The following is an 18770-nucleotide window of genomic DNA, read 5'->3' as shown; positions in this document are numbered from 1 at the left end:
CTTCCGCATCGAACCCACCGATTCCCGGAGTCCTCCCATGACCGTTCCGACCGGCCTCACGAGCCGCTGGATCCGACGCCACCTGCCGGTCGGCGATCCCCGCATCAGGCTGTTGTGCTTCCCGCACGCCGGCGGCACCGCGAGCTTTTTCCGCTCCTGGCCGAAACACGTCCCTGCCGACGTGGAGGTGCTGTCCCTCCGCTACCCGGGCCGTGAGGACCGCCTCAACGAGCCGTTCATCGACACGATGGAACCGCTGGCGGACGCGATCGCCGAGGCCCTGCCCCCGCTGCTGGACCGGCCGCTGGCCTTCTTCGGGCACAGCATGGGTGCCTCGATCGCCCACGAGGTGGCCGTCCGCCTGGAGGCCCGGCACGGATTCACCCTCCACCGGCTCATGGTCTCCGCGCGCCCCGCCCCCCAGCTGCTGCCCGCCTACGACTTCGACCTGGGGAACGACGAGGCGCTGGTCGCCGATGTACGGCGGCTGGACAAGAACAGCGGCGCCATCCTGGACGACCCGGACCTGCGCGAGCTGGTCCTTCCGGCGATCCGCGCGGACTACAGCCTGGTGCGCGGCTACCAGCCGCAGGACGTCCGGACCGTCAAGAGCCCGATCGCCGCCTACGTCGGTGACGCCGACCCCGAGGTCTCCACGGCGGACGTGGAGGGCTGGAACGCCGTGAGCGCCGCCGGCTTCCGCTTCCGGGTCTTCGACGGCGACCACTTCTACCTGGTACCGCACGAGAAGGCCCTCGTCGCCGACGTCGCCGAGCAGCTACGCCAGGACTGAACCCGACTCACCCCCGAGCTCGGCCCACTGCACACCATCAACATCAGCCACCACGGGTGAGGTCATCCATATGCGGAACGAATACATCGAGGCCTCGGGGCGCATCGCGTACCAGCACGCCGAACCGTCCGACCTCCGGCACATCGGGCGGTCCGCGTTCCGGCGCATGCTGTTCGACATGGCCGTGATCCGCGCGTTCGAACAGCGGCTGCTCGACTGCGCGGGCCGCGGAGAGGTCTCCGGTCCCGTGCACACCTCCATCGGTCAGGAGGGGGTGGCCGTGGCGGTCTGCCGCCACCTCCGGGACGGCGACCAGGTGGTCGGGAACCACCGCTCCCACCACCACTTCCTCGCCCAAGGGCTGGCCCGTACGGCAGGGGACGACGCCTGGGACCCCTTGACGGAATCTCCGTCGGCTGCCGCCCACGAACTGCTGACGTCCGCCTTCGCCGAGATCCTGGGCCGTCCGACCGGGGTGAACCACGGAGTCGGCGGCTCCATGCACCTGCGTCACGCAAAGATCGGCTTCATGGGGTCAAGCGCCATCGTCGGCGGCGGGATCCCCATAGCCACCGGTCTGGCGTTCGCGAACCGGCTGCGGGACGACGACGCCTGCGCGGTGTGCTTCATCGGCGACGGCGCGGTCAACCAGGGGACGTTCCACGAGACGGCCAATCTCGCGGGCGTCCTGCACCTGCCTCTCCTCATCGTCGTGGAGAACAACGGCTACGCCGAGGCGACCCGGCCTGAGGAGGCGTCGGCCGTCCTGCCGCTCGCCACGCAGGGGCTCGCCCATGGTCTGCGGGCCGCGGCCGTCAAGGGCGGCGACCACGCCGCGCTCTGCCGCACCGCGGAGGACTTCCTCTCGTCGATGCGGCGAGGTGCGGGGCCCGCGCTGATCGAAGTGGAGACGTACCGGCACCTCGACCACACCGGATCCGAGCGGGGCAGCGCCGTCGGGTACCGCAGCCCGGCCGAGGAGGATGCCTGGCGGGAGCTCGATCCCATGGCATCGCTGCCGAGGACGCTGGCCGCCCAGGGACTGCTGACGGCCGACGAGGACGAGGCGATCCGCGAGGCCGCGGCCGCGTTCGTCGAGCGGGCCTTCGACGGCATGCCGGCGCCGAGCGCGGTCGCGCCGGTGCTGGACACCCGCACGCTGCTCCGCGGCCCCGCGCAGACGGCGCCGGAGGAGGCGCCGGAGGGGCCCGACGAGCAGGCGCCGCGCACCAAGTGGACGTTCCGGAACGCCATCGCCGAGGGCATCGCCCGCGCCCTGCGCGAGTCGTCCGACGTGGTCTTCCTCGGGGAGGAGGTGGCCAACCCCGGCGGTTTGCTGTGGCAGGCGGGCCGTCTCGACCGGAGCCTGGTCGGCTCACGCATCGTCAACATGCCCATCTCCGAGGCCGGTTTCGTGGGGATGTCGGGCGGGGCGGCCATGGCGGGGGTGCGCCCCATTGTGGAGCTGATGTACGGCAGCTTCGCCCTGATCGCCGCTGACCAGCTGTTCAACCACATCGGCATGATCCGCGCGCTTTACGGCAACACGGCGCAGGCGCCGGTGATCGTACGAGCCAAGGTGCCGATCGGGCGCGGTTACGGCCCGCAGCACGGACTGAATCCGTCCGGCCTGTTCACCTCGTTCCCCGGCTGGCGCGTACACGCCCCGGCCGACCCCCGCGACTATCTGGGCACGCTGAACTCCGCGCTGCGCTGCGACGACCCGGTCCTGCTGATCGAATTCGCGTCCCTCTACGACGAGGTCTTCGAACTGTCGGAGGGCGATTTCAGGTCCCGCCAGCCCCTGGAGGGCGCGCGGGTCGTCCGCGAGGGCGACGACGTCAGCGTCTTCTCCTACGGGATCGGGGTCAGCTGGGCGCGGGCGGCCGCCGACGAGCTGGCGGCGGCCGGCTGCTCGGCCGAGGTCGTGGACCTGCGCGCGCTCGACACCCTCTCGACGGACTGGGCCACCCTCGAGTCGTCCCTGGCCCGCACCGGACACGGTCTCTTCGTCGACCCGGCAGCGCGTGGCCAGTCGATCGCGCCGCGGCTGATCGCCGACCTCGTCGGCCGCCAGGGCCGCCGGCCCCACCTGTCGTACATCGCCTGCGCGGACGTGCAGCCGGTGACACCCGTTCTGGAGCGGCAGGCGGTCATCGGCACCGCCGACATCGTCACCGCCGTCCACGAGCTGATCAAGGCCCACTGACCCGGGAGGTCGCTATGCGCTGGCAGCATCTCTATCTGGCGGGCTCCGGGACCTACTTCCCGGAGCGCGTGGAAACCGCCGAGGACGCGGTGGCGGCAGGACGCTACTCGCCGGACGAGCACGCGGCCAACGGTATTCGGGCGGTGCGGACCGCCGGGGAGGCCGAGGCGCCGGCCGTCATGGCGGCGCGGGCGGGACAGCGGGCCGTGGAGCGCTCGGGGCACGCCGCCGAGGACTTCTCGCTGGTGCTGCACGCATGCATGGGGTTCCAGGGACAGGACTTCTGGACCCCCGCCCACTACGTGCAGCGCGAGACGGTCGGCGGGCACGGCCCGGCGGTCGAGATCCGCCAGGGTTCCAACGGCGGTCTCGCCGCGCTGGAGCTCGCCGCCGCGCAGCTGACCGCCCGGCCCGGGACCACCGCCGCGCTCATCACCACGGGCGACGCCTTCCGGCTGCCTTACGTGGACCGCTGGCGTACCGAGAACCAGCAGGTGTACGGAGACGCCGGCACCGCCGTCGTGCTGTCCCGCCGGGAGGGCGTGGCACGCCTGCGCTCGACGGCCTCCTGCTCGGTGCCTGCGCTGGAGCCGGTGTACCGGGGCACCGGCGGCTGGGCCGTCGCCCCCGACCCGGCCGAGTGGCCCGTCGACCTGCGCACCCGCACCCGGGACTATCTGTTGGCCGATCCCTTCCGCTACGACGAGGTCATCGCCAGGACGGCCGAGAGCCTGGACCTGGTGGTGCGGGAGGCGCTCGCCGACGCCGACGCCAAGCTGGACGAGATGGCGTTCGTCGTGCACCCGGCCATCGGGCGGACCATCGTGGAGTACTCCTACGTCGGCGGGCTGGGCATCGACCCGGAACGCACCGTCTACGCATGGGCCCAGGACTACGGGCACCTCGGCGCGGGTGACCAGTCCGCGGGCGTCGACCACCTGCTCACCAGCGGCCGTGCCGGCCGCGGCGACCTGATCCTCACCATCGGGGTGGGCATCGGCTACCTGTGGACGGCGGCGGTCTTCGAGGTGCTGGACCCGCCCGGCTGGTAGACCGGCCGTGACGCACCGACGCCTCGGGCCCCCGCGCGTGCGCGGGGGCCCGAGGCGTCGGTGCGTGCGGGTGTCAGCGAGCGTGGCGGACCAGGGTGATGCCGTCCTTGACCGTCAGCATCACGGCCTGGACCCGCGGGTCCTTCGCCACCTTGTCGTTGAAGGCGACCACGTGGGCGCCCCATTCGGTGAGCATGGTGGAAAGCCACTCGTCGCCGCTGACCTTCTGCTCCTCGCGCTCGGCCGCGAGGATCTGCTCCGCCTCATCGGAGTTCTGGGTCATCGAATCCACCACGATACCACCCCACAGGGTGTTGTCGATCGCGAGGAGCCCGCTCTTGGCGAGCAGCCCGCGTTCGAGGATCGTGTCGAAGTAGTGGGCGTAATTCGGCTTGTCCGCGTCGACGAATATGAAGTCGAACGAGCCCTCCAGTGTGCGCAGGGTCTCCAGCGCGTTGGCCTCCACAAGCTTGATCTTGTGGCCGTGAGCGCTGCGCGCGAAGGCCTTGAGAGCAAGGTCCCGCGCCCGCTCGTCGGCCACGTAGCTGTCGACGGTGACGAGCTCCCCGTCGTCCGGCAGCGCGGCCGCGAGTCCGATGGTGGCGTGGCCGGTGAACGTGCCGATCTCCAGAACCCGCTTGGCCCCCACCATGTCGACCAGCATCGACAGGAAGGCCACCTGCGCCGACGACGTGGCGATATCGGCCCACTCCGGGCACAGCCGTTCGGTGTCGGCGTGCAGCTCCTTGAGCTCTTCGGACGGCGGGGTCGAATGATTCTCCGCGTACTCCTCGATTCCCGACCGGAAGATCGACGGCTTCTTGAAGACTACATCCTTGCGATGGAACACAGAGTTCCCCCTCATCGTTGCTTGGAACACTTGCGGTACCGCTGGTGGTGAATCCTGCTGCGCCCCGCGGACAGGCGTCAGTTCAGCAGGTCTTCCTCTCGGAACTCTGAATCCTTTCGCTCTCCGGACGACATCTCGAAAGCCTTCAGCAGGGACCGCTCGATCTTCCCCGAGGAATTCTTCGGAAGCTCCGCGAACTCGATTCGCCGGATGCGCTGGTAAGGAGCCAGGCGGGTGGACAGAAAGGTGAACAGCTCCGTGGCCGTGTCGCTCGACGGCACGGCGGTGGCGGCCAGGGTGACATACGCCTTGGGCACGACCAGGCGCTTCTCGTCGGCCGCGGGCACCACCGCCACCTCGGCCACGCTCTCGTGCTGGAGCAGAACGCTCTCCAGTTGGAACGGCGAGATGCGGTAGTCGGAGGACTTGAAGACGTCGTCCTGCCGGCCCACGTAGGTGTAGTAGCCGTCGGCGTCCCGCTGGGCCACGTCCCCGGTGCGGTACCAGGATCCCGTGCAGGGATCGTGCGGGGAGCCCTCCTCGTCGGCGTAACCGGTCGTCAGGCCCATCGGGCGCTCGGTGACGTCGAGGCAGATCTCGCCCTCGTCCGCGGGCAGTCCGTCGGGACCGATCAGCTCGACCCGGTATCCGGGCAGCGGACGGCCCATGGAGCCCGGCCGCACCGGTATGCCCGGCGGGTTGCCCACCAGTCCGGTCGCCTCCGTCTGCCCGTAACCGTCACGGACGGTCACACCCCAGGCGCGTCTGATCCGCTCGATGATCTCCGCGTTGAGCGGTTCGCCGGCGGAGACGGCCTCGCGCAGCGCGACCTTCCACCGGCTCAGCGGCTGCTGCACGATCATGCGCCAGACGGTCGGCGGCGCGCAGAACGTCGTCACCTCGGCCCTGACCAGCGCGTCCAGCGTCGCCTCGACATCGAAGCGAGGCTGCGCCAGGGCGAGGACACCGGCCTCGGCGGACCAGGGCGCGAAAACGTTGCTGCACGCGTGCTTGGCCCAGCCGGGCTGCGCGATCGTCGTGTGAGTGTCGCCGGGCCGCTGGCCGATGAGGTACATGGTCGTCAGCTGGCCCACGGGGTACGAGGCGTGGCTGTGCTCCACGAGCTTCGGCTGGGAGGTGGTGCCGGACGTGAAATAGCGGAACAGCGGATCCGAGGCGAGAGTCGACTCCTCGGGGCGGAAGACGCGGTCGGCCCGCGAGGCCTCGCTCAGGTCGTGCCAGCCCTCCGGGGCCCGGCCGTCGTCGGCCGCGGACAGGCTGACGATCCGGGTTCGGATTCCCGAGATACGGCGGAACTTCGCGGTGTCGGCGGACCGGGCCACGACATGCCGCACACCGGCGCGCCGCACCCGCAGGATCAGGTCCTCCTCGCCGAGCAGGGTGGTGGCGGGGACGACGATCGCGCCGAGCTTGATAGCGGCCAGCAGGGTAACCCACAGGTCGACCCGGTTGTCCAGCATCAGCAGCAGCGGGTCGCCACGGCGTACGCCCAGGTCCGCCAGCCAGTTGGCGACCTGGCCGGAGCGCTCGGACATCTCGGCGTACGTCAGGGACTTGTCGTGACCGGCTCCCGCCCCCAGGTCCATCACGCGCAGCGCGGTCTCGCCGCGGCGCTCGGGTGTGCGCGCCACCGCGTCGAACCAGTCGAGGGCCCAGTTGAAGGTGGTGAGCCGGGGCCAGGAGAACTCCCGGCAGGCGCGCTCGTGGTCGGCGCAGTGCGTCAGCAGGACATCGCGGGCCTGCCGGAACGCGGTGGTCGGACCGCCGGGGATGACTTCCGGGCCGGGTGTGGGCACCTCACACCGCCAACGTCTGGGCTGCGCCCGGGCGCAGCCTGGTGCGCACCGGCATGTGTTTGATTCCGGCCACGAAGTTGGAGCGCAGGTGCTCCACGGGCCCGTCGAGCTCGATCGACTCGAACAGGGCGAACATCTCCTTCACCAGCATGCGCAGCGTGATGCGGGCCAACGAGGCGCCGACGCAGTAGTGGTTGCCGTAGCCGAACGCGAGGTGCCGGTTGCCGCTGCGCGCCACGTCGAAGCGGTACGGGTCCTCGAACACCGACTCGTCGCGGTTGGCGGAGCCCAGCCAGACCGCCATCGCGGAACCCGCGGGGATGTGCTGTCCGGCGAGGGTGACGTCCCGCAGGGTGTACCGCATGAAGTGGTTGGCCGGTGAGGACCAGCGCAGCCCCTCCTCGACTCCACTCGAGACGAGGGAGGGCGTCTCGGCCATGCGGCGGAAGCTGTCCGGGTCCTCGATCAGGGCCAGGAACAGGGCCGTCAGTACGTGCGGGGTGGTCACGTTCGCCCCGAGCAGCAGGCTGTAGCAGTTGTAGACCAGTTCATGCACGTCGAGCGATTCGCCACCGGCGTTCATCGTCATGAGGAAGCCGATGAGGTCGTCCGGTGGATCGCCCGCGCGTTCCCTGATCTCGTCCGCGAAGTACCCGAAGAGCTCGTGGTGGACGCTCATGAGCGTCGTCGCGCTGTCGCCCTCCTGGAACTCGGTGTCGTCCGGGGCGATGGCCATCGTCGTGCACCGGGTGAGCCTCGGCCAGTCCTGCTCCGGGACGCCCATCAGGGCGCCGGTGAAGGCCATCGGGAATGCGGCGGCGGCCGTGGCGAGGTCCCAGTGGTCCTCGGTCAGCGCGGGTACGAGCATGCTGTGGACGGCGGCCAGCAGATGGTGCTGCCGTGACGCCAGCGCCTTGGGAGACAGGGCACGTGCCAGCGGGTCCCGCAGCGCGGAGTGGCGTGGCGGGTCGGTGGCCGCCATCATCTTGCCGCCGGCCGGGTCGCCGACGTCGAGGGCGAGCAGCAGGGTGCCGCGCTCGGAGGTGAAGTACTCATGGTCGTCGAGCACCCGGCAGGCGTCGGCGTAGCGGGTGACCGACCAGAAGGCACGACCGTCCGCGAGGACCTGGTGGTGTACCGGTGCCTGTTCGCGCATCACCTTCCAGATGGGGTGCGGATCGCCGTCGGCGTACAGGCCCGGGTCGAAGAGGTCGATCTTCTTCAGGTCGACGTCCGGCCGCTCTGGCGGAACGGTGATTCTCACGGCTGTTCCTCTCCGCCCTGGTGCTCGGCCAGGAGCTCCTCGACGACCCCGGCCAGACTCGCGACGGTGGCGTTCTCGTAGAAGCGCTGCGGGGTGATGGCGACCCCGTAGGCGGCGGTGACCTCAGCGGTGATCTGCATACCCACCAGCGAGTAGCCGCCGAGCTCGAAGAAGTCGTCGTGCACGCCGACCTCCGTGAGGCCGAGCCGGTCCGCCCAGACGGTGGCGAGCGCCTCCTCCAGTTCGGTGCGGGGCGGCGCGAACTCGGCGCTGGCCTCGGGTCGTTCCTCGCTGACCCGCTCGGCGAGCTCCGCCCGGTCGACCTTGCCGTTGACCGTCAGGGGCAGCACGTCGAGCTGGATGAACGAAGCCGGTACGGCGTAGTCGGGGAGCGTCTCGGCCAGCCGCCGGCGCAGGGCCAGCGTGGAAGGCCGCGCACCGCGTTCAGGCACGTAGAAGGCGACGAGCTTGCGGTCGCCGTCGGGGCCGGGCTGCGGTACGACGACCGCGTCGCGCACCCCGGCCTGCGCGATGAGCACGGCCTCCGTCTCTCCCGGCTCCACACGGTAACCGCGGATCTTGACCTGCTGGTCGATGCGGCCGAGGAACTCCAGCGTTCCGTCCGGAAGGCGGCGCACGAGGTCACCGGTCCGGTACATGCGCGCGCCGGGGCGGTCGGCGAAGAGGTCCGCCACGAAGCGCTCGCCGGTGGCGGCGGGGCGCCGCGCGTAGCCGCGGGCCAGGCCCTCGCCGGTGGCGTAGAGCTCTCCGGGTTCGCCGTCCGGTACCGGGCGCAGTTTGTCGTCCAGGATCCGGATGCCGGTGCCGAGGAGGGGACGTCCGATGGGCACGCCTACGGCGCCGGCCGTCTCGGTGACGAGGTGGCAGGCGGTGAACGTGGTGTTCTCAGTGGGGCCGTACCCGTTGACGACCTGCAGGTCGGGCAGGAGTGCGCGTACCCGGTCGACCTGGGCGGCGGAGAGGACGTCGCCTCCGGCGAGCAGCCGGCGCAGGCCGGACAGTTTCGCGATCTGGCGCTCCGTGAGCCGGTGGAAGAGGCCCGCGGTGAGCCACAGCACGGTGACGCCCTCTCGGGCCACCGTGTCCACCAGGGTGGTGAGGGAGACGCCGGAGTCCGGGTACACGGCGAGGCGCGCCCCGCCCAGCAGCGGCACCCAGATCTCGAAGGTGGACGCGTCGAAGGCGGGCGACGCGAACTGCAGGACAACGTCGTCAGTTGCCATGGACATGTGGTCCGGGTCGAGGGCGAGCCGCAGGACGGCGCGGTGCGGGACGGCGACGCCCTTCGGAGTGCCCGTGGAACCGGAGGTGTACGCGAGGTAGGCGATGTTGTCGCCGTGGACGTCGACGGCCGGGGCGGTGCCGGGCATCCGGTCCACCTCGGAGCGGTCCCGGTCAAGGCAGACGACGTCGAGCCCTTCCGTGGCGACGGGCAGCAGGCTCTCCTGCGTGAGGATCGTCGCCACGCCGGCGTCGGCGAGGACGGCGCGCTGCCGCTCCGGTGGCATGGTGGCGTCCAGGGCCAGGTAGCTGCCGCCCGCCTTCAGGATGCCGAGCAGGCCGACGACGAGGTCGAGGGAGCGCTCGACGTACAGCGCCACGGGCGTTTCGAGCCGCACGCCCCGCGCGCGCAGGTGGTGTGCCAGCCTGTTCGCCTGGGTGTCGAGCTCCTCGTAGGTGAGCGTCAGGTCGCGCCACGTCACCGCCGCGGCCGTGGGGGTGGCCGCGGCCCGGGTGGCCAGGAGCGCGTGTACGGAGGAGGCGTCGGCCCGCGCGGCCGACAGGGGGTCGCCGGTCACTGCCTGCCCTCCAAGGCGGTCTTGAGGTCCAGTTCGAGTTCCGCGCGCAGCGCCGGGGGCGCGGTCAGAAAGCTGTGGTGGGAGCCCTGGAGCGTGGCGAAGCGCACGTCGTCGGCGTACTGGCGCCATCCCGTCATCAGGGCGGGCGCCACCTCGGTGTCGTCCCTCCAGCCGAGCACGGTGATCCCGCTGGGCAGCGGCTCGGGAGCGGGGAGGTGGTACTGCTTGTTCGCCTCCACGTCGGCGCGCATTACGCCGAGGCCGAACCGGATCACCTCGGGGTCGGGTTCGCCGCCCATCGCCCGGGTGAGTTCGGCGAGTTCGGCGGCCAGCTCGTCGTCGGTCATGCCGAGGAAGCGACCGTACGGCCCGTCGTGCGGGGCGACCTGGGAGGAGATGAAGAGCCGGTCGGGCACCGGCATGCCCTTGCGGTGCAGCTGCCGCGCAGTCTCGTAGGCGGCGAGCGCCGAGCTGCAGTGTCCGAAGAATGCGAAGGGCACGTCGAGGTACGGCTCAAGTGCCTCAGTCAGCGAGTCGGCGAGTGCCTCGTACGTACCGTAGTGCGGGTCCTTGGCCCGGTTCTCCCGGCCGGGCAGCTGTATCAGGCAGACCTCGGCCAGGCCGATCCGCCGCGGCCAGCGTGCGTACATGGATGCCCCGACACCGGAGTACGGCAGGCAGAAGAGGCGGGCCGCGGCGCCCTCCTTGGGACGGCGGAGCAGCCACCGTGGTGGTGTGCTGGATGGGCGGGACCTGGTTTCCATTGCTTTACCTCGAAGTAGCGCGTGCCGTTGTCTCCGGTGTGCGGGTCACCACGGCGTCGTCAGGTCGCGGAGCCTTCCATGGCCTCGATCAGGCTCTTGGGTCGCATGTCCGTCCAGTTCGCCTCGATGTGGTCGAGGCAGGCCTGGCGGGTGTCCTGCTCGTGCGCGATGGTCCAGCCCGCCGGGACCTCGGCGAAGGCCGGCCAGAGCGAGTACTGCCCCTCGTCGTTGACGAGCACGAGGTAGGTGGCGTCCGGGTCGTCGAACGGGTTCGTCATGTCATTCCTTCTTCTCGGTACGGGCGGTGGGCGCGGCGCGCGCCCACCGTGGCGGTTCCGGTCGGTCGGCCGGCGTCAGTCCAGGTCGGCCGCGACGATCGGGGCGTAGGCGGCCAGCGCCTCCGTGTCCAGCAGCCGGCCGTGCTCGGTGGCGACGTCGTGGACGCGCAGTTCGCCGTCCACGTACGGCCGCCAGGTGTCCGGACCGGGCCAGTCGGGATGAGCGTTCGCGCTGGTCGTGATCAGACGGACCGGCCCCTGGAACACTTCCGGTTCGTAGGCGCGCTGGAGCAGGATGTTGTTGTAGAAGGTGTCCACGACGCCTTCGATGGCTCGGTCGTCGAGGGCCGCGAGGGCGCTGCCCCGGCCGCGCATGATCTCCACGGCTTCGGCGAAGTCGAGCTCGGCGCCCTCCTCGACCGGGTGTCCGAGGAAGGCCAGCAGACCCGAGACGATCTCCTGCTTGTCGGGGACCTGCACCTCCCGGGCCAGCGCGCTCAGCGGGTAGGCGTCGAGGATGGTCAGCGTCGCGACCTTCTCGCCCTCCTGCTGGAGCCGTGTGGCGATGGCGTGGGCCACGACGCCGCCGAAGGACCAGCCGAGCAGGTGGTAGGGGCCTTCGGGCTGCACGGACCGGATCTGCCGGAGGTAGTCGGCGGCCATCTCCTCGACGTCGGACGGACGCGGTTCACCGCCGGTCAGGCCACGCGCCTGGAGGGCGTACAGCGGCCGGTCCGCAGGCAGGTACTGGGCGAGCCGCGCGTACGACCAGCTCACCCCGGAGCCAGGGTGCACACAGAAGACCGGCTCCCGGTCGCCGCGGGGGCGCAGGGGCAGGATGACACCGAGGGGATCGGTGTCTGTGCCCTCGTCCAGCTTGTGGGCCAGCTCGGCGACGGTCGGCGCCTCGAACAGGTCGAGCACGCTGATCCGGGCGCCGAGGGTCTCCTGGATGCGCCGCACCAGACGGACCGCGAGCAGGGAGTGCCCGCCGAGCTCGAAGAATCCCGCGTCGACGCTCGGCACGGGCCGTTCGAGGACCTCGGCGAACACGGCGCACAGCAGCTCTTCCCGCGGCGAGCCGGGCGGACGGACCGTGGCGGCGCCGGCCGTGTCCGCCGTGCCGTGCGGCTCGTCGTCCTCGTCGCCGTCGGCCGGCGGCTGCTCCAGCAGCACCGCCGAGGATGGCAGCAGCGCTTCGGGCAGGCGGTCGCGCAGGTGGGACATGAGGGCGGCTTCGTCGAGCCCGTGCCCTTCGACAGCGGACGCGTAGACGATCAGGCGAGGCTCACCGGGCCGGTCCTCGCGCACCACCAACTCGGCCTCGACGACCTCGGGGTGCGAGGTGACCGCCGCCGTGATCTCGGCGAGTTCGATGCGCCCGGCCGGCGGCGTGGTGGCCGGCCGGTCCGCCGCGCCGTCGCGCCGCCAGATCCGGCTGACCAGCTCGTCGGGGGCGGCCACCAGCGCTTCCATGAGGCTCCGCCAGCGCGCCAGGAGGGCGTCGACCGTGGCGCGGTCGAACAGGTCGGTCGAGTACTCCACCGCGCCGTGGATACCGGCGTTCCCGCCGTCCGGGGTCCGGCGCTCGTAGAGCTGGAAGGAGAGGTCGAACTTGGCCGACTTCGGCTCGACGGTCGCCATCTCCGCCTGGAGACCGGGCAGTTCGAAGGCTCCCTGGGGCGTGTTCTGCAGCGCCAGGGACACCTGGAACAGCGGGTGGTGGGACAGCGAGCGCTGCGGGTTGAGCAGCTCCACCAGGTGCTCGAAGGGCAGGTCCTGGTGGGCGTAGGCCGCCAGGTCGGCTTCCCGCACCCGCTCCAGCAGCTCGCGGAAGGTGGGGTCGCCGGAGAGGTCGGTGCGCAGGACGAGCGTGTTGACGAAGAAGCCGACCAGGTCGTCCAGGGCCTCGTCCATGCGGCCCGCGACCGGGGTACCCAGCGGAATGTCGTCACCCGCTCCCAGCCGGGACAGCAGCGTGGCCAGTCCGGCCTGCAGCACCATGAAGAGGCTGGTGCCGCTGGTCCGGGCCAGGTCGGCCAGCCCTCGGTGCAGCGCCGCGTCGAGTTCGAGCGCCGTGACGTCGCCGCGGTAGGAGTTCACGGCCGGGCGTGGCCGGCCGAACGGCAGCTCGATCCGCTCCGGAAGCCCGGCCAGCGCCTCGGACCAGTAGACCACCTGAGTGCTGAGCAGGCTGTTCTCGTCTTCGATGGCGCCCAGGAGCCGCTGTTGCCAGAGCGTGTAGTCGGCGTACTGGACGGGCAGCGGTTCCCAAGCGGGCTCCTGCCCGCGGCAGCGGGCGGCGTAGGCCAGCCCCAGGTCACGGGTGAGCGGGCCCATGGACCAGCCGTCGCCGGCGATGTGATGCAGCACGAGCAGCAGGACGTGCTCGTCGGGACGCAGCCGGAAGACCGTGGCCCGGACCGGGAGATCGCGCTCCAGGTCGAAACCCTGCTCGGCGGCGGCGGACAGCGCCGGGGCGAGTCCTTCCTCGTCCGTGCCGGTCACGGTGTAGTCGATGCGCGCCCGGCCGGCCTCCACCACGAGCTGGTGCGGAGTGTCGTCCCGTTCCGGGAAGACGGTCCGCAGGGACTCGTGCCGGGCCAGTACGTCGTCGAGCGCCCGGCGCAGGGCCTGCGTGTCGAGGCGGCCGGTGAGCCGCAGGACGAGCGGGATGTTGTACGCGGTCAGGCCGGGCTCGATGTGCTGCAGGAACCACAGGCGGCGCTGCGCGAACGACAGCGGCACCGGGTCCTCGCGGTCGGCCGCCAGCAGCGGGGGCCGTACCGTGTCGGCGCGCATCTCGTCCATGAGGGTCGCCAGCTCGCGGGCGGTGGGGGCCTTGAAGAGATGTCCCACACCCAGCTCGACGCCGAGCACCGTCCGGATCCGCGAGGTCAGGCGGGTGGCCAACAGCGAGTGACCGCCCAGGTCGAAGAAGCTGTCGTTCACGGAGACCTCGGGGATGCCGAGGATGTCCGCGAACAGCTCGCAGAGGATCTCCTCCTGCGGTGCCCGGGCCGTGTGCTGCCGGGCGAGGCCGAACCGCGGCGCCGGCAGCGCGGCGCGGTCCAGGGTGCCCCAGGTGGTGATCGGCAGGGTGTCCAGCGTGAGCACCACGTCGGGGACCATCGGGTCCGGCAGCCGCTCGCGCAGTTGGCGGCGCAGGGCTGCCGTGTCGATCACCTCGCCGGGGGCGGGGACGACGTAGCCGACGAGTGTGACGCCCTCCCCCGTCGGCGCGTCGGACGCGTCGGCACGGACGACGAGCGCGGATCGCAGCACCCCGGGACAGCTGTCCATGGCTGCCTCGACGGCCGGTATGTCGACGCGGAGTCCACGTACCTCGACCTGCTCCTCGACGGGCCCGAGAAGGCGCAGCGTTCCGTCGGCGTCCCAGCGCGCGGCCTCGCCGGTGCGGAACATCCGTACTCCGGGTGCCCCATGAGGGTCGGCCACGAAACGGGAGGCGGTGACGGCGGGCAGGCCGGCGTAGCCGCGCGCCAGTCCGGGGCCGACGAGGTACAACTCGCCTGGTACCTGTGGCGGCACGGGCCTGAGCCGGTCGTCCAGCACATAGGCGCGGGTTCCGCCCTCGGGCCGGGGGGTGTGCTTCCGCGCCGCGAGCGCCGCCGGATCGTGCTCCTGGGCCGCGGAGAGGTCGAGCGTCGCTCCGGAGGCGAGCGCGGCGAGCAAGTCCCGTACGCCCGGCTCGGTGGCGGGCGCGGCCGGGTGCGGCCGTACGCCGGGGGCGGTCGGGTGCGTGAGGCGGGTGCCCGGGACGACGACGGGCAGCGGATCACCCTCCGGGCCCGGTGCGTGGACGACGTACCCGGCGTGGGCGGCCGTGTTCGGGGCGGGGCGCTTGGCGTCCGTGATGTCGTGGGCGGGCCGCTCGCGCAGGTCGGCGAGCAGGTCCGGGTCGTCCAGGACCAGTGCGGTGGCCGCCTGCGGCAGGGCCGCCGCCGCACCGGACACGGTCACGGCGACGACGGGTGACGTGGCGGCGAGGGCGGACGCGGTCCATTCCTGCGGCCAGTCCGGGCCCACGGGCTGGAACGCGGCACCGGTCTTGGCGGTGGCCAGCAGGGCGACGGCCAGGTCGAGGGAGCGGGGCAGGGCAAGCGCCACCACCGTCTCGGGGCCCGCGCCCCGCTCCAGCAGCACACGGGCGAGCCGGTTCGCCCGCGCGTTCAACTCCTCGTAGGTCAGCCGCTCGTCCCCGCTCACCACCGCGATGGCACCGGGATCCCGCGCGACCTGCCGCTCCACGGAGACCGCGAGCGGCACCCACGGAGCCGGAGCACCACCGTCGTTGACACGACTCAGCAGAGACCGCCGCTCATCCGAAGACAGCACGTCGACCGACCCGATCCGGCCGTCCGGAGCACCGATCAACGCCTCCAGGACACGTTCCCAGCGGACGACAAGAGTCTCGACGGTGCCGCGGTCGAACAGGTCGGTGCTGAACTCGGCCACGACGTCGAGGCCGCTGACCTCGCCCTGGGAGCCGTACGTCTCGGTCACGTTGAAGAACAGGTCGAAGCGGGAGGTTCCGACGCGCTCGCCCTGCTCGTCGGGACGCTCCGGCCGCTCGTCGGCTCCGGGGAGCTCCATCTGTCCGCCGGGGGCGTTCTGCAGGGCGAGCATGACCTGGAAGAGCGGGTGGTGGGACAGGGACCGCTGGGGATTGAGAACTTCCACCAGGTGCTCGAAGGGCAGGTCCTGGTTCGCGTACGCGGCCAGGTCCGCCTCCCGCACCCGCGCCAGCAGCTCACGGAACGTCGGATCGCCCGAGGTGTCCGTCCGGAGCACCAGCGTGTTCACGAAGAACCCGACCAGCTCGTCCAACGCCTGATCCGTACGCCCCGCGATCGGCGTACCCAGCGCGATGTCCGTCCCCGCGCCCAGACGCGTGAACAACGCCGCGAGCGACGCCTGCAGAACCATGAACACACTGACACCGCACTCGCGCGCCAGCGCCACCACGCCCTCGTGCACGGCGGGGTCGAAGCGCAGGCCGAGGGCGTCGCCGCGGTAGGAGTTCACCGCGGGGCGCGGCCGGTCGGCGGGCAGGTTCAGCTGCTGGGGCAGCCCGGCCAGCGCGTCCTTCCAGAAGGCGAGCTGCGCGCTGAGGAGGCTGTCGGGGTCGTCCGGCGAGCCCAGCAGCTCACGCTGCCACAGGGTGTAGTCCGCGTACTGCACCGGCAACGGCTCCCACACCGGGGCCTCACCCCGGCGCCGCGCCGCGTACGCCTGCTCCAGGTCCCGGGTGAGCGGGCCCATCGACCAGCCGTCGCCGGCGATGTGGTGCAGCACGACGAGGACCAGGTAGTCCTCAGGGCCGCGCACGAACACCGCGAAGCGCAGCGGCAGTTCACGTTCCAGCTGGAAGCCGCGCCCGGCCGACCGTGCCAGGGCGGCTCCGAGGCCACCGGTGGAGACGTCGGTGACCGTGACGTCGACCTCGGCTTCGGCGGGGTCGAGGATCAGCTGGCGGGGTACGCCGTCGATCTCGGGGAAGACGGTGCGCAGGCTCTCGTGCCGGGCGACCACGTCACCCAGCGCCGCACGCAGCGCCTGCTCGTCCAGCGTGCCGGAGAGCCGCAGCTGGGCGGGCATGTTGTAGGTGGGGGTGACGCCTTCCAGGCGGTGCAGGAACCACAGCCGGCGTTGCGCGTACGACAGCGGCACCGCCTCGGGACGCCGCCCCGCCCGCAATGGCGGGCGCACCTCGCCCGAGTCGTCCAGCGCCCCCGCCAGCCCCCCCACCGTCGGCCGCTCGAAGAGCGTACGAATCGGAAGTTCGGCACCGAGCACCGTACGCACGCGGCTGATCAGCCGCGTTGCCAGCAGCGAATGCCCGCCCAGGTCGAAGAAGTTGTCCTCCACACCGACCGACGGCACCCCGAGCACCTCGGCGAACAGCTCGCACAGGATCTCCTCGCGCGGGCTGCGCGCCCGGCGGCGGTCGACCGTGTCGAACCGCGGCTTGGGCAGTGCCCGCCGGTCCACCTTCCTGTTCGTCGTCATCGGCAGCGCGTCCAGGACCATGATCACCGACGGCACCATGTAGTCCGGCAGGCGGGCGGCCACATAGTCGCGCAGAGATCCGGAGGACACATCGGCACCGTCCGCCACGGTCACATAGGCGAGCAGCCGTGCGGGGCCGTTGTCGGTGTCGGTCAGCACGACCGCCTGGTCGACTCCGGGACAGGCGGTGAGGGTGGCCTCGATCTCGCTCGGCTCGATCCGGTAGCCACGGACCTTGACCTGGTGGTCGGTACGGCCGAGGTAGTCGAGCTTGCCGTCGGCGCGCCAGCGCACCAGGTCACCGGTGCGGTACATGCGCGAGCCCGCCGGACCGTACGGATCGGCCACGAACCGCTCCGCCGTCAGACCGGGCCGGTTCACATAGCCGCGGGCCGCGCCCCGGTCGGCGACGTACAGCTCGCCGGGAACGCCCGGCGGCACGGTCCGCAGCCCCTCGTCCAGCACGTACACCCGCTGACCGGGGATGGGCAGGCCGATCGGCGCCGCGGCGGGCCACTCCTCCACCTCGCGCGTCAGCACCTCCGCGGTGATGGCGTACGTCTCGGTGGGGCCGTAGACGTTGTGCAGCTCCGCCCGCGGGTGAGCGGCGAAGAACCGCCGGATGTTCCTGCTGAGCTTGAGCGCCTCACCGGCCTGGGACATCAGCCGGAGCTCGGGCATCTGCAGGCCGTGCTCATTGGCCGCCTCGCAGACCGCCTCGATGACGAGGGTGGGGGCGTGCAGCTCCGCGATGCCGTTCTCGTCCAGCCAGCGGGCCAGCAGCTCACCGCTGCGGCGCACCTCCTCGGACGGCAGCCACAGTTCCTTGCCCGCGGTGAGGGTGGACAGCATCTCCTGGACCGACACATCGAAGGTGAGCGCGGTGAACTGGGCCACGCGCCGGCCCACGCCGCCGCCGACGATGCCCTCGTGCCAGACCAGCATGCTCGCGTAGACACCGGCGCGCATGACCACGCCCTTGGGGGTGCCGGTGGTGCCCGAGGTGTACAGGATGAACAGGCCGTGGTCGGGTGTCAGGGCCGCGCCGCGCTCGGCGTCGGTGACGTCCGCGGCGGACCGCTGGGCCAGTTCCTTGGCCAGCGCCGGGTCGTCCAGGAGCAGGGGCTCGCTGCCGTCGGGAAGGACGTGCGCCCACGTCTGCGCCGTCACCACGGCGGCGGGGGCGGCGTCGGCCAGCATGAAGGCGATGCGCTCGGCGGGCAGTTCGACGTCGATCGGCAGGTAGGTGGCGCCCGCCTTCAGGGTGGCCAGGAATCCCACGACGAGGTCGAGGGAGCGGGGCAGGGCAAGCGCCACCACCGTCTCGGGGCCCGCGCCCCGCTCCAGCAGCACACGGGCGAGCCGGTTCGCCCGCGCGTTCAACTCCTCGTAGGTCAGCCGCTCGTCCCCGCTCACCACCGCGATGGCACCGGGATCCCGCGCGACCTGCCGCTCCACGGAGACCGCGAGCGGCACCCACGGAGCCGGAGCACCACCGTCGTTGACACGACTCAGCAGAGACCGCCGCTCATCCGAAGACAGCACGTCGACCGACCCGATCCGGCCGTCCGGAGCACCGATCAACGCCTCCAGGACACGTTCCCAGCGGACGACAAGAGTCTCGACGGTGCCGCGGTCGAACAGGTCGGTGGCGAACTCCACGACGCCGTCGATGCCGTCGGGAGACCCGTCGGGGGTCCGTCGCTCCCACAGGCTCACGAAGAGGTCGAAGCGCGAGGTGCCCGTCGAGCTCGGTTCGGCGCTGAGTTCGAGGCCCGGCAGTTCGAACGTGCCTTGCGGGGTGTTCTGGAGGGCCAGGGACACCTGGAAGAGCGGGTGATGCGACAAGGACCGCTGCGGATTGAGAACTTCCACCAGATGCTCGAACGG

The 18770-nt window shown here is 71.4% G+C and carries 10 protein-coding genes; 3 read left to right on the top strand and 7 right to left on the bottom strand.

Annotation, left to right across the window (positions count from 1 at the left end; translation table 11 throughout):
* Positions 1 to 37 precede the first annotated feature (37 nt).
* The 3 genes from ACIHCM_RS36610 to ACIHCM_RS36600 all read left to right on the top strand — a co-directional run bounded on the left by ACIHCM_RS36610 (position 38) and on the right by ACIHCM_RS36600 (position 4054).
* Complete coding sequence (locus ACIHCM_RS36610; protein ID WP_399906094.1) at positions 38 to 793, top strand: thioesterase II family protein; 756 nt, start codon at positions 38 to 40, stop codon at positions 791 to 793.
* Between the two features lie 70 nt (positions 794 to 863).
* Positions 864 to 3002, top strand: coding sequence for a thiamine pyrophosphate-dependent enzyme (locus ACIHCM_RS36605; RefSeq protein WP_399906091.1), 2139 nt, complete (start codon positions 864 to 866; stop codon positions 3000 to 3002).
* A gap of 14 nt (positions 3003 to 3016) precedes the next feature.
* On the top strand, positions 3017 to 4054 hold the full coding sequence (locus ACIHCM_RS36600) for a ketoacyl-ACP synthase III family protein (protein WP_399906088.1): 1038 nt from the start codon (positions 3017 to 3019) through the stop codon (positions 4052 to 4054).
* Between the two features lie 73 nt (positions 4055 to 4127).
* Here ACIHCM_RS36600 and ACIHCM_RS36595 read toward each other — a convergent pair whose 3' ends face one another.
* The 7 genes from ACIHCM_RS36595 to ACIHCM_RS36565 all read right to left on the bottom strand — a co-directional run bounded on the left by ACIHCM_RS36595 (position 4128) and on the right by ACIHCM_RS36565 (position 18758).
* Complete coding sequence (locus tag ACIHCM_RS36595; protein WP_399906085.1) at positions 4128 to 4904, bottom strand: O-methyltransferase; 777 nt, start codon at positions 4902 to 4904, stop codon at positions 4128 to 4130.
* Positions 4905 to 4981: 77 nt separating this feature from the next.
* On the bottom strand, positions 4982 to 6721 hold the full coding sequence (locus ACIHCM_RS36590) for an AMP-binding protein (RefSeq protein WP_399906082.1): 1740 nt from the start codon (positions 6719 to 6721) through the stop codon (positions 4982 to 4984).
* Position 6722: 1 nt separating this feature from the next.
* Positions 6723 to 7985, bottom strand: coding sequence for a cytochrome P450 (locus ACIHCM_RS36585; protein ID WP_399906078.1), 1263 nt, complete (start codon positions 7983 to 7985; stop codon positions 6723 to 6725).
* Positions 7982 to 9805, bottom strand: a complete 1824-nt coding sequence (locus ACIHCM_RS36580) for an amino acid adenylation domain-containing protein (protein WP_399906074.1) — start codon at positions 9803 to 9805, stop codon at positions 7982 to 7984. Before ACIHCM_RS36580 ends, ACIHCM_RS36585 begins: the two co-directional genes overlap by 4 nt.
* A complete protein-coding gene (locus tag ACIHCM_RS36575) occupies positions 9802 to 10569 on the bottom strand; it encodes a thioesterase II family protein (RefSeq protein ID WP_399906070.1) in 768 nt (255 codons plus the stop codon). Before ACIHCM_RS36575 ends, ACIHCM_RS36580 begins: the two co-directional genes overlap by 4 nt.
* 59 nt (positions 10570 to 10628) lie before the next feature.
* Positions 10629 to 10847, bottom strand: coding sequence for an MbtH family protein (locus ACIHCM_RS36570; protein WP_399906067.1), 219 nt, complete (start codon positions 10845 to 10847; stop codon positions 10629 to 10631).
* 75 nt (positions 10848 to 10922) lie between these two features.
* On the bottom strand, positions 10923 to 18758 hold the full coding sequence (locus ACIHCM_RS36565; RefSeq protein ID WP_399906117.1) for an amino acid adenylation domain-containing protein: 7836 nt from the start codon (positions 18756 to 18758) through the stop codon (positions 10923 to 10925).
* Positions 18759 to 18770: the final 12 nt, after the last annotated feature.

It is taken from the genome of Streptomyces sp. NPDC052023 (assembly GCF_044548465.1).
GTDB lineage: Bacteria > Actinomycetota > Actinomycetes > Streptomycetales > Streptomycetaceae > Streptomyces.
Note: the sequence above shows the minus strand (reverse complement) of the source record. Positions and strands in the feature narration are given on the sequence as shown.

What these genes read in the sequence shown, in the direction of transcription:
- ACIHCM_RS36610 (WP_399906094.1), top strand. Translation starts at nt 38, where the DNA reads ATGACCGTTCCGACCGGCCTCACGAGCCGCTGGATCCGACGCCACCTG.
- ACIHCM_RS36605 (WP_399906091.1), top strand. Translation starts at nt 864, where the DNA reads ATGCGGAACGAATACATCGAGGCCTCGGGGCGCATCGCGTACCAGCAC.
- ACIHCM_RS36600 (WP_399906088.1), top strand. Translation starts at nt 3,017, where the DNA reads ATGCGCTGGCAGCATCTCTATCTGGCGGGCTCCGGGACCTACTTCCCG.
- ACIHCM_RS36575 (WP_399906070.1), bottom strand. Translation starts at nt 10,569, where the DNA reads ATGGAAACCAGGTCCCGCCCATCCAGCACACCACCACGGTGGCTGCTC.
- ACIHCM_RS36570 (WP_399906067.1), bottom strand. Translation starts at nt 10,847, where the DNA reads ATGACGAACCCGTTCGACGACCCGGACGCCACCTACCTCGTGCTCGTC.